Annotated in this window: 10 protein-coding genes and 1 riboswitch; of the genes, 8 read left to right on the plus strand and 2 right to left on the minus strand. The window is 34.0% G+C overall.

The annotated features are described in order from the left end of the window. Positions 1 to 170 precede the first annotated feature (170 nt). From DW006_RS07195 to DW006_RS07220, 6 genes are all read left to right on the plus strand, one after another. Positions 171 to 1478: an extracellular solute-binding protein gene (locus DW006_RS07195; RefSeq protein ID WP_117999684.1), complete on the plus strand. Its 1308-nt coding sequence runs from the start codon at positions 171 to 173 to the stop codon at positions 1476 to 1478. 99 nt (positions 1479 to 1577) lie between these two features. After that, a complete protein-coding gene (locus DW006_RS07200) occupies positions 1578 to 2501 on the plus strand; it encodes a sugar ABC transporter permease (RefSeq protein ID WP_117999685.1) in 924 nt (307 codons plus the stop codon). A 1-nt stretch (position 2502) separates the two neighbouring features. After that, entirely contained in the window at positions 2503 to 3348 is an 846-nt protein-coding gene (locus DW006_RS07205; protein WP_117999686.1) for a carbohydrate ABC transporter permease, read from the plus strand. Positions 3349 to 3429: 81 nt separating this feature from the next. Further along, positions 3430 to 5241 (plus strand): histidine kinase, encoded by a 1812-nt coding sequence (locus DW006_RS07210; protein WP_117999687.1) that lies wholly within the window; start codon positions 3430 to 3432, stop codon positions 5239 to 5241. Beyond that, the gene (locus tag DW006_RS07215; protein ID WP_117999688.1) at positions 5241 to 5990 is read left to right on the plus strand and encodes a response regulator; all 750 of its coding nucleotides are present in this window, start codon (positions 5241 to 5243) and stop codon (positions 5988 to 5990) included. Before DW006_RS07210 ends, DW006_RS07215 begins: the two co-directional genes overlap by 1 nt. A gap of 28 nt (positions 5991 to 6018) precedes the next feature. Continuing rightward, on the plus strand, positions 6019 to 7356 hold the full coding sequence (locus DW006_RS07220; RefSeq protein ID WP_117999689.1) for a glycoside hydrolase family 30 beta sandwich domain-containing protein: 1338 nt from the start codon (positions 6019 to 6021) through the stop codon (positions 7354 to 7356). 122 nt (positions 7357 to 7478) lie between these two features. Here the strand turns inward: DW006_RS07220 and DW006_RS07225 are convergent, their stop codons facing one another. Next, positions 7479 to 8150 (minus strand): Crp/Fnr family transcriptional regulator, encoded by a 672-nt coding sequence (locus DW006_RS07225; protein WP_117999690.1) that lies wholly within the window; start codon positions 8148 to 8150, stop codon positions 7479 to 7481. A gap of 226 nt (positions 8151 to 8376) precedes the next feature. Here DW006_RS07225 and DW006_RS07230 point away from each other — a divergent pair, with 226 nt between their 5' ends. Both DW006_RS07230 and hcp read left to right on the plus strand, forming a co-directional pair. After that, positions 8377 to 9159 carry a 4Fe-4S binding protein gene (locus tag DW006_RS07230; RefSeq protein ID WP_117999691.1) on the plus strand — a complete coding sequence of 261 codons (783 nt, stop codon included), beginning with the start codon at positions 8377 to 8379 and terminating at the stop codon, positions 9157 to 9159. Between the two features lie 241 nt (positions 9160 to 9400). Next, positions 9401 to 11020 carry a hydroxylamine reductase gene (gene hcp, locus DW006_RS07235; RefSeq protein WP_347475099.1) on the plus strand — a complete coding sequence of 540 codons (1620 nt, stop codon included), beginning with the start codon at positions 9401 to 9403 and terminating at the stop codon, positions 11018 to 11020. A gap of 170 nt (positions 11021 to 11190) precedes the next feature. Here hcp and DW006_RS07240 read toward each other — a convergent pair whose 3' ends face one another. Continuing rightward, positions 11191 to 12570 carry an FAD-dependent protein gene (locus DW006_RS07240; protein WP_117999692.1) on the minus strand — a complete coding sequence of 460 codons (1380 nt, stop codon included), beginning with the start codon at positions 12568 to 12570 and terminating at the stop codon, positions 11191 to 11193. Between the two features lie 187 nt (positions 12571 to 12757). Continuing rightward, positions 12758 to 12855: riboswitch (purine riboswitch) on the minus strand. Positions 12856 to 12882: the final 27 nt, after the last annotated feature.

Raw genomic sequence — 12882 nt, forward strand, 5'->3', positions numbered from 1 at the left:
GATTGCTTATAAGGTTCATAAAAAGATTTAAAAAGGTGTAAATTTTAATAGTCGAAGATTTTACACCTTTTTGTAAGATTTACATCTGTTTAAAAACTATTTTAAATGATACTATTTGGTTATCACACAAAGGGATGAAAAATTTTTAAAGAAAGAGGAGGAGAATTAGTATGAGAAAAAAATTTTTATCAACTGTGCTTGCGTTGACTATGGTTGTTACTATGGCTGTTGGATGTGGAAAGAGTGCAGACACAAACAGTAGTGCAAAGAAGGGAGACGACAAGGTTACTCTCAAGGTGTTCACAAATCTTCCAGACAGAAAGAATGGTCAGGGTCTTGTTGAACAGCAGATTATTGATGAGTATATGAAGGAAAACAAAAACGTAACTATTAAGGTTGAAGCTTTAGATGAGGAAGCTTACAAAACAAAGTTCAAGGCTTATTCAATGGAAGGTATGCCGGATGTTGTTAGTATTTGGGGACAGCCTTCATTCTTAGATGAAGTTCTTGATGCAGGAGTTTTAGCTGAGTTAAATGAAGATGACTACAAAGATTACGGATTCATTTCAGGTTCATTAGATGGCTTTAAGAAAGATGGAAAATTATATGGTCTTCCAAGAAACACAGACGTTGCAGGTTTCTATTATAATGAAAAAATGTTTAAGGAAAATGGATGGACAGTTCCAAAGACATATGATGAATTGTTAGAACTTGCTAAGAAGATTAATGATAAGGGAATTATTCCTCTTGCAATGGATGGTGGAGATGGATGGCCAATGGCTGTTTACCTTTCAGACATTCTTTACAAATTAACAGGTTCTGATTATTCAAGTACTGTTTCAGATGCAATTAAGAAGGGTGACTTCTCAGATGCAAATATTAAGAAGGCTACAGAAATTTTAAAGCAGACAGCAGATGCTAAGATGTTCCAGAAGGGATATGACTCACAGGATTACGGAACAGCGCAAAACCTTTTCACAAACGGACAGGCAGCTATGTTCTACATGGGTAGTTGGGAAGCTTCAATGGCATTAAATGAAGACATTCCTAAGGAAATTAGAGAAAACATCAGAGTATTTACAATGCCAATAATTGACGGTGGCAAAGGAAAAGCTACAGACATTGCAGCTTGGAATGGTGGTGGATACGCAGTATCTTCAAAATCAGAACACAAAGAAGAAGCTATTAAATTCTTAAATTATATGTATCAGCCAGATAAACTTTCAAAGTATGGTTGGGAAAACGGAGTTGGAATGTCAGCTCAGGATCAGTCAGCATACATGACAGGAAAAGAAACAAAATTACAGATGCAGTTTGTTGATGCAGTAAACAATGCAACAAGCTTATCAGGAACACCTATTAACGATTGCGGTCCTTCAACATTTAAGACAAGTATTGAAAGCGAAATTCAGAGCGTTTCAAATGGAAGCAAGAGTGTTGATGACTTCTTAAAGATAATTGGCGATTCATGTAAATAAAAAAGAAACATAAATAATTATTGAAAATCTACATATGACCGCCAGAGAATTATCCCTGACGGTCATATCTATCTAAAAAGATAGGGGAAGGAGAATGAGGTGAAGAAATTATATGGTAATAAACTTGTAATTTTAAGCTTAGTATTGCCAGGGCTGTTATTATTTGTTTTTGCAATATTAGCACCTATATGTTTAAGTGTGTACTATGGTTTTACAGACTATTCAGGAATGGGAACAGCAGATTTTATCGGCTTGGCAAATTATAAAGAATTATTGCACGATAAGGCATTTGCAATATCACTTAGAAACTCTTTGTTATTAGCAATTGGTTTTATCTGCATACAGCATCCACTTGCCATGATTGTAGCAGCAGTATTAGATAAACTTGGAGGAAAAGGGGAAAATTTCTTTAGATGCGTTTACTTCATTCCAAATGTAATTTCTGTTGCGGTAATTGCTTACCTTTGGAAATTTATTTACAATCCTGACTTTGGGTTATTGAACAACATAATTAAAGCATTTGGCGGAAAAGGTGACATAAACTGGTTCGGCACGGACACAGCTATTTGGTCAGTGCTTATAGTATTAATCTGGCATGGATTTGGTTGGGGAATGTTAATTTACTACACAGGAATTAAAAACATTGATCCTACTTTATATGAAGCAGCCGCTATTGATGGAGCTTCACAAACACAGACATTTTTAAGAATAACACTTCCATTAATGAAGCCGGTTATTCAGGTAAACGTAACAATGGCGGTTATTTCAGCTTTAAAACAGATGGAAACAGTATATTTGTTGACAAACGGTGGACCTGGAAACAGCACACAGTTTGCTGCAAACTATTTATACCAGCAGGCGTTTAAAGCTTTCAAATACGGATATGGTAATGCCATTGGTGTTGTATTCATTATTATCTGTTTAATAGTTACAGTGCTTTTGAATAAAGTATTTGAAGACAAAGATGTTGCAAAGTTAAAAAGACAACAAAGACAGAGAATAAGAAAGGTAAGGGAGGTATAGTATGAAGACAGCAGGAAAGAAACAGAAAAAAATCACAAAACCTATTTTGTGGATTGTGCTGATTATAATAGCAATTATACAGATATTCCCTCTTATCTGGCTTATAGATTTTTCATTGGCGAGCAGCAATGAAATGTTTACAAGTGGACTTTTAATCATACCGAAAAAAATACAATGGGGAAATTATGTAAAAGCTTTTGTAGATGGACACTTCCTATTATATTTCAAAAATAGTATACTTATAAATGTGCTTGCGGTAGTAATAGTAGTTTTAGTATCCATAATGACAGCATTCGCCTGTAGAAGAATGCGCTGGAGACTTAGCGGTTTTACTAAAACATTATTATTAATGGGAATGATGATTCCTATTCACGCAACACTGCTTCCAAACTATAAGATATATAGTCAGTTGGGATTAACCGATACTATTTGGGCATTGCTTATTCCTTATGTAGCATTCTCATTGCCACAGGGATTATTCTTAATGACAAGTTTTATTGACCAGATACCATTAGAATTAGAAGAAGCCGCTATTATGGACGGTTGTGGTATTTACAGAATTATTTTTAGAATAATAACACCTATGTTAAAACCATCAATTGCAACAGTTGCGATTATGGCATTCCTTAACAACTGGAATGAATTCATGATGGCTAGTACATATTTAAGTTCACCAAAATGGAAAACACTTCCATTCTCGGTGTTAGAATTTACAGGGCAGTATTCTTCTAACTATGCTGTACAGTTTGCGGTTATGGCATTAACAGCAGCGCCGGCAGTAATTGTCTATATTATCTTAAATAAGCATATCACAAAGGGTGTAGCTATGGGAGCCGTTAAGGGTTAAAGATATTATAATAATGTTCCGATGAACGTTAAGCTATCTAAAGTCTAAAATTTTAGATGATATAGCGAGGGAAGAAACAATATGAAAAGATTAAAGCAGTGGGTCAGCAAACTAAGTGTAAAGAAAAAGTTGATTTTTTATGGGTATTTAATTATAACCCCTGTTTTAGTAGCAGTATGTATTGTACTTGTAATTTACAATTACAATAATCAAATTAACAAAGTATTAGAAAAAGACATATCAGGCATTAATACACTATCGGAAAGTATTAATGTGTTACAAACGGAAATAAAAGATTTCTCAACGTATATATGCATTAATGGCGATATTAATGCACTCCTAAAGACTACTGATTGTAGTAGCAAAAATCAAAATGCAAAGTTGTGGCTTGAAGAGGCACCGATGCAGATAATTCAGGACATGATGGCTATAAAAGGAAACATTCGTACAGTAGCTATCTATCCTGAAAATGGGATAAGATCATATTTAAGATGTATGGATGGAAGTTCATATATTGCTAACAAAAAGACAGTACAAAGTACAAAAACATATAAAGATGTTTTTACAAAATGTGAAAACGGTATGATGTGGAAAAGTGTCAGCAAAGGTTACGGAGATACTTTTTCAACCAATCGTTCAGATAAGATCGTATTGTATAGAAAAATAGTGGATCTTGCTCATAATAAAAATTTAGGTTACCTTGTTATTGGTACTAATAAGGAGCCTTTCACCAGACTATGCGAAAGCATAGTTGATGGTGATGAAACAGGTATTGTGGTCATTGACAAAAACGGTGGTGAAATAGCCGGTGCCGGAAAAATCAATAAAGATGTACACAAATATCTATTAAGCAAGAAATTTGTTAATCAGAAATACAATACTAGAGAAGAACATTTTTCATACAGGAATTATGAAATAATATGTAGTCAAATGGGATTAAACTCAAGTATTATCTGTAAGGTAGTTCCAAAGTATAGCATGCAGATGCAGGCTTATGACATAGCATACATGCCTATTTTACTTTTAGTTGGAATGCTTGCAGGTCTATTGCCATTGTTGGTGATTATTTCTAATATTTTCACAAAGCCTTTAAGACAGGTGAGTGAAGCCATTAGAAAATTTGCCAAAGGTGATTTTAATCAGCAGGTGGGAGTATCTACAAGTGATGAAATCGGTGAAGTGGCAAGGTGTTTTAACAAAATGGTTGGAGATATAGAAAAATTAATTAACGAAAACTATGTAATAACTCTGAAAGAAAAAGAAAGTGAGTTAGCAGCACTACAATCTCAAATCAACCCCCATTTTTTGTATAACACATTGGATTCATTGTATTGGCAGGCAACGGAAGCCGGAGATGATGATATAGCAGAAAGCGTTTACGCATTGTCCCAGTTGTTCAAATTGGTTTTAAGCAAAGGACAAGGTGTAATAACTGTAGGTCAGGAAATAGAACTGGTAGCCAGATATTTGCAAATTCAAAAAATGAGATTTTCAAAGCGACTAAATTATAACATTAGTGTTGATGAAAACATTAATAAAGCAAAAATTCCAAAGCTTATTATTCAGCCTTTTGTTGAAAATGCAATTGTACATGGTTTTGAAAATGTAAGTAAACCATGTGAATTAAATCTTTCAGGAAAAAGAGAAGGAGAATTCTTACATTTTGAAATAGAAGATACGGGAATTGGAATGAGCAAGGACCAGATACAGGAAATCTGGAAACAGGAAACAGACAAATATGCAAAGCAAAGAATTGGTCGATATGCTATTAAAAACATAAAAGAGAGACTTGAATTAAAATATGGAGATAATTTTAAATTAGAAATTAATAGTAAAATCGGAGTTGGAACAACGGTAATTTTGATATTGCCTTATGAAGGGGAGGAAGTATAGTGTCAGTAAAATTATTAGTAGCTGATGATGAAGATACAATAAGACGAGGAGTTGTAAAATACTTACAGTTGCACACAGACAGGTTTGACAAAATATATGAGGCAGAAAACGGACAGGAAGCTATAGACGCTGTATTAAAGTTTCAGCCGGATATGATTTTGTTAGATGTGCAGATGCCATTAAAAAACGGAATTGAAGTAATGAAAGAAGCTATAAAGGCAGGACTTAATCCAGTAATTATAATACTAAGTGGATATGATGAATTTAAGTATGCACAGCAGGCATTAAAGTATGGAGCAAAAGAATATTTGCTTAAACCTACAAGAGCAACAGACATCTTAGAGTGTCTTAACAGATTGGCAGATAAGTATATTGGAAAAGAAGAAAAAATTAAGATAACCGGAGAAGGGAAGCAGACAAATCATTTAGTAAATCAGGCTTTTGAATATATTGCTGAAAACTATGCTGAAAATTTATCGCTTGCAGAAGTGGCAGAACAGCTTGGAATATCAGGAGGATATTTGTCATCTTTATTTAATCAGAACGTACATTGTGGTTTCGTGGATTATATCAATACTGTTCGTGTGGACAGGGCATGTTGCTATTTGGAACAGGATTATTTGAAAACATATGAGATTGCATACAAAGTTGGATTTAATGATGAAAAATATTTCTCAAAAGTCTTTAAGAAAATAAAAGGTGTTTCCCCAAAGCAGTATAGAATTGGCAAAAGAGAGGGGCTTGTATAGAAATTAAGATAACGGAACGGAGATAATTATGAAATTAAATTTAATAACAACTACATATAAGGATAATGTAAAGAAAACAGTAAATGAAAATATTACTTTTATTAAAGATGATGAAAGGGAAAATGAATTAATTAACTTATATCCTGAAGTTGAGTACCAACAGGTAGAAGGATTCGGTGGAGCTTTAACAGATTCAGCAGGATATGTTTATTCATTAATGGATGATGAACAGAAGAAAGAAATGATATTAAACTATTTTGGAAAAGATAACATGAAATATGATTTAGTTCGAATTCCAATTGACAGTTGTGATTTCTCTTTGGAGCATTACGAGGCTGATTCAGATGAAGCAGATGAGAACTTTAATAAGTTCTCCTTTGAGAGGGTAGAAAAATATATTATACCGCTGTTAGATGATGTGGAAGAGAAGTATGAAGAAAAGATTGAAATTATGTTATCACCATGGAGCCCACCGGTTTATATGAAAACAAATGGAGACAGAAATTATGGTGGCAAGCTAAAAAAGGAATATACAAAACGTTGGGCAGATTATATTTGCAGATACATTGAAGAGTACAGAAGCAGAGGCTATAAAGTAACAAAGCTTACAATGCAAAATGAACCTAAGGCTGTCCAAACCTGGGACTCATGTATATATACAGCGCAGGAGCAGAAAGAATTTTTGAAAAAATATATGTGGCCGGCATTAGTGGAACATAAGTTAGATGATATTGAAATCTATATTTGGGATCATAATAAAGAGCGAGCTTTTGAATGGGCTAATACAATTATTGATGAAGAAACAGACCATATGGTTGCTGGAATCGCGTTCCATTGGTACAGCGGTGATCATTTTGAAGCTTTGCAGATGATTAAAGAAAAGTTTCCAAATAAGAAGTTACTTTTATCCGAGGCTTGTATTGAATACAGCAAATTTGCAGCAACAGATTATTTGAAAAATGCGCAAAAGTATGCTCATGATATTATAGGAAACTTCAATAATGGCATGAACACATTTTTAGACTGGAACATTGTGTTAGATGAAATAGGTGGACCAAATCACGTAGGGAATTTCTGTGACGCACCATATTTATATGACACAAAAAATAAGAAGTTAATTGAAAGTAATATATGTGGTCACTTGTGGCATTTTAGCCATTTTATTGAAAAAGGTGCAGTAAGAATTGGATTTACAAAATATACAGACAGGTTAGATGTTACTGCGTTTAAGAAAGATAATAAGATTGCAGTAGTAATGCTTAACAGAACAGAAGAAAAAATTCCTGCATACTTGAGATTAAATGGTTATTGCGCAGAAATGGAAGTGGAACCAAATGCAATTGCCACAGCAGTAATTGAAGAATAGAATAGTATAAGAAATATAGCTATAGTTACAGTATGAAAAAACTGTAGCTATATTTTTTGCGATAAGATAATACATAACATAATGAAAATTAAAAGAATAAGGGCTGCCAATTAGTGGCAGTCTTATTCCTTTAGTTTAAATTGATTTTTATGAAATTCAATCATACCTTCATCTCTCATCTTACAAAGCTCCTTAGACAAGGCACTTCTATCCAAATTAAGAAAATCAGCAAGCTGTTGCCTGTTAAATGGAATTGAAAATTCATTACTTTTGTTAATCATAACCTGTTGGGAAAAGTAGATTGAAAGTCTTTCCCGTATGGTTTTAGGTGCAGTACAAAAACTTCTATTTGATAAAATAATATTTTTGTTTGTAGCAATTAACAGAAGATTTTTTTGGATTTTAAACTGCCATGAGTAAGACTGATAAATTTCTTCCAGCAATACGTTCAAATTAAAAAATACAACAGTAGAATTTTCGGCAGCTACGGCATCTACTAACATAGGAGATTTTGTGTATCCGTATGATTCTGCAAAAGCCTGTCCTTTTTCAACAACACTAAGAATACTACGATTGCCCCACAAATCATTACTTTCAATAAAAACCTGTCCTTTTACTACAATTCCCATTCTTGAAACAACATCGCCGGTGTGAAAAATAATATTGCCTTTAGGAAAAAACTTTTCAGAAAAAGCCCCAAGATTGTTTAATTCCTGCAACTCGTCAATAGTGACATTTTTGAAAAATTTTAATTTTGATATATCGTTTAAAAATTTTAAATTAGATAATTTCATATAATAAATCCTTTTAAAAAAAGTTTAAAAAACGTGGTTATAACAACGTAAATAATAATTTCATTCTAATATAATAACCATTGTAAAGCAACAAATACATTAAAACAAAAATAAAAAGAACGCAAAACAAATTGCTTATGGAAATTCAAATTTGCGTAGGAGCTTGTGAGAAAAGTTTAATTGCAAAATAAGGATTAAAAATTACAAATTATATTAGGAGGTTGTAATGATTAGAAAGATTATACACATTGATGAGGAAAAATGTAATGGATGCGGAGCCTGTGCTACAGCCTGTCACGAAGGTGCAATTGGCATGGTTAATGGAAAGGCAAAACTGCTTAGAGATGATTACTGTGACGGATTGGGGGATTGCCTACCATCATGTCCAACAGGTGCCATAACATTTGTAGAGCGCGAGGCAAAGGCTTATGACCATGAGGCAGTTATGGAAAATATGAAGAAGAAAAAAACAGAACAGTCTGAAAACCAAAGTGGTTGCCCTGGTAGTAGAATGAAAGTTTTGAATCATAGTAATACAGAAAAAGTTCAATCTGAGAAACACAGTGGCTGTCCCGGAAGCAGAATGAGAGAATTGAACAATAATGAAAATAACGAAGAAATTGTCACTTCTTACGGAAAGCAACAGTCAAGACTAGGACAGTGGCCATGTCAGATTAAGCTGGTTCCTATTAATGCCCCATATTTTGACGGCGCAAAACTTTTAATCGCAGCGGATTGTACAGCCTATGCTTACGCTAACATTCATGAAGAGTTTATGAAAGGAAAAATAACTCTCATTGGCTGTCCGAAACTTGATGAGGTGGATTATAGCGAAAAGCTTACAGAGATAATTAAACAAAATAATATTCAGGAAGTAACCATTATTAGAATGGAGGTTCCATGTTGTGGTGGCTTGGAAATGGCTGCAAAAAATGCTCTTCAAAACAGTGGGAAATTCATTCCATGGAGAGTTGTAACAGTATCAATTAATGGAGAAATACTTGATTAAAATTTCTTAATGAAAACTTAAATCAGCTGCGTATAAAATTGTATGCACATAATAAAAATAAGAAAATTAAAAATCATATGTTAGTAATAAAAACAGGAAAATCTTAAATTGCGTATAAGAAATAAAAACAGATAAATTTCAAATTGTGTAATAAGTTGAATACACAATTTGTTTAACTAAAGAAATAATAACAAAAAAAGAAAATAATAAAAATATAATTAAAAACAGGAGAATGAGAAAAATGAGTAATACAAAAACAAATTTAGAAAACTTAAATAGCATGTTTTGCTTTCAGTGTGAGCAGACAGCAGGTTGTAGTGGTTGTACAAAGAGTATTGGTGTTTGCGGTAAAACAGCCAACACAGCCAACTTGCAGGACCAATTGACAGGTGCTTTGATTGGCTTGGCAAAGGCATGCGGCAATAATCAGAAAACAGAAAATACAGACAGAATTATTATCGAAGGTTTATTTACAACAGTTACAAACGTAAACTTTAATGACAATACTTTAGAGGAAATGATTGAAAAAGTTCATCAGGAAAAAGACAGAATTGTACCAGGCTGTGTTGCCTGTGTAGCCAGATGTGGAAATACAGATGATTACAATATGGAAGAATTATGGAATGCAGATGAAGACATTCGCTCATTAAAATCCCTTATATTGTTTGGAATTAGAGGTATGGCAGCATACGCATATCATGCATTAATGTTTGGGATGGAAGATAAGGAAGTAAACGACTTTTTCTACAGAGCTTTATCAGTAATAAGCTATGACTTAGAAGGGGACAAGTTGTTAGAAACAGTATTGAAAGTTGGAGAAGTTAATTTAAAATGTATGGAACTTTTGGACAAGGCAAATACAAGTGCATATGGTTCTCCGGTTCCTACAAAGGTACCACTAACAATTGAAGCCGGTCCATTTATAATAATATCAGGTCACGATTTAAAAGACTTAGAATTATTGCTTAAGCAGACCGAAGGCAAGGGAATCAATATTTATACTCATGGCGAAATGTTACCGGCACATGGTTATCCTGAACTTAAAAAGTACAGCCACTTAAAAGGAAACTTTGGTACAGCATGGCAGAACCAGCAGAAAGAGTTTGATAATGTACCGGGACCAATTTTATTTACAACCAACTGCCTTATGCCTGTTAAGGAAAGCTACAGGGACAGAGTGTTTACAACAGAGGTTGTGTCATATCCAGAAATGGTACACGTTGGTGAAGATAAAGATTTTACACCTGTAATTGAGAAGGCTCTGGAACTAGGTGGCTATAGTGAAGACCACAAAATGACAGGTATAAATGGCGGTGAATTCGTAACAACAGGATTTGCTCACAACACTGTTTTATCAGTTGCTGACAAGGTAATTGACGGTGTTAAGCAGGGTAAAATCAGTCACTTTTTCTTGGTAGGTGGTTGTGATGGTGCAAAAGTTGGTAGAAATTATTATACAGATTTTGTAAAACAAACACCTAAGGATTCAATTATTTTGACATTAGCTTGTGGAAAATACAGATTTAACGATTTAGATTTAGGTGACATAGATGGGCTACCAAGAATAATGGATATGGGTCAGTGTAATGATGCCTATTCTGCAATTAAGGTAGCAATAGCATTAGCAGAAGCTTTTGAATGTGATGTTAATGAATTGCCATTGTCAATGGTATTGTCATGGTATGAGCAAAAGGCAGTTTGTATCTTACTAACATTGCTTCATTTGGGTATAAAAGATATTTTTCTGGGACCAACATTGCCGGCATTTATTTCTCCTAACGTGTTGAAAATACTTGTAGACAATTACAATATATCACCAATTAGCACACCGGAAGAAGACTTAAAGAAAATTTTGGGATAAAAGTAAGTCAAATCGCAAATGTTGAAAATCAAAATCAGACAGAGCCGGAAAATGGTTAAAAAATAAATTTGTAATAATTGAAAGATAATTAAAAATAAAAGTACAACTATTTATGAAACATGATTTGCCAAGGAATGGCTGAACTCATAAATAGTTGTACTTTTTGTTTATTAAGCCTGTACTTTATCGCAAATATCTCTTGCAACAAATACACCGCTTGCTGAGGCATGTGAAAGTGAATGTGTAACACCACTGCCATCCCCAATAATGTATAAGCCGTCATATTTACTTTCAAGATGGTCGTTGATGTCTACTTCCATATTGTAGAATTTTACTTCAACACCATATAACAAAGTATCGTCATTTGCTGTACCGGGAGCAATTTTATCAAGGGCATAAATCATTTCAATAATACCATCTAAAATACGCTTTGGTAAAACCAAGCTAAGATCACCTGGAGTTGCAGCAAGAGTAGGAGTTACAAGACCTTCCTCAATTCTGTTTTCGGTACTTCTACGTCCTCTAACTAAATCACCGAAACGCTGAACAATTACTCCACCACCAAGCATGTTTGAAAGGCGGGCAATGCTTTCGCCATATCCGTTACTGTCCTTAAATGGCTCAGAGAAATGCTTTGCTACAAGTAAGGCAAAGTTAGTGTTTTCTGTTTGCATTTCTTCACCCTCGTAGCTGTGACCGTTTACAGTTACAATACCATTAGTGTTTTCATTAACAACAATACCATGTGGATTCATACAGAATGTACGAACATTATCTTCAAACTGCTGTGTACGGTAAACAATTTTACTTTCGTATAATTCATCTGTTAAATGAGAGAAAATAACAGCAGGAAGTTCCACACGAACACCGATATCTACACGATTTGACTTAGTTGGAATATCCATTTCATTACAAACATGTTCCATCCATTTACTTCCGCTACGGCCTACAGAAACAACACATTTTTCACTGTGGAAAGTTTCGTCTTTTGTATGAACTAAATATCCATCATCTAAATGCTCTATAGAGGTAACAGGAGTATCAAAATAGAAATCTGCTTTATCTTCAAGTTCTTTATAAATATTTTCCAAAACAATATAATTAATATCAGTTCCAAGATGACGTACTGATGCATCAAGAAGTTTTAATTTATTCTGCATGCAGATTTTCTTGAAACCTGTGCCGGCAGTTGAGTATAACTTAGTACCTTCACCGCCATATTTCATATTAATTTCATCTACATATTCCATTAATTCAATGGCGTGTTTTTTACCAATGTGCTCGTAAAGTGTACCACCAAAATCGTTGGTAATATTATACTTACCATCAGAGAAAGCACCGGCACCACCGAAACCACTCATAATTGAACAGCTTTTACACTGAATACAGTTAGGTATTTTGTCTCCGTCGATAGGGCATTTTCTTCCGGAGAGCTTGTGACCTGCTTCAAAAACTGCTATGGATAGGTTGGGCATTTTCTTTGACAACTCGTAAGTTGCAAAAATACCGCCGGGACCAGCACCAATAATAATTACATCATATTTCTTCATTAAAAATCCTCCTTATAATGTAACCAATTCTCGAAGAGAATTGATTACCTACTTGCGCACAAGCACTAAGGTATCCTCCCATTCTAAAAGAACGGGTCCCTCCTTAGTACAAGCACTAAGGTATCCTCCCATTCTAAAAGAACGGGTCCCTCCTTAGTACAGGGCACAAAAAAACTGCTACAAATAGTTACACTAATAAAGAGATTATAGCAAACTATTTGAGGCAGTTAGTAGAAACGTTCAACCGTATTATGAACTTATATAATCCTATGACATAATAGCAAAATACTACTATTAAATCAACAGTTTTAC

The sequence above is a fragment of the Eubacterium sp. AF36-5BH genome (genome assembly GCF_003460505.1).
In the GTDB taxonomy this organism is placed as follows: Bacteria; Bacillota; Clostridia; order Lachnospirales; family Lachnospiraceae; genus Eubacterium_G.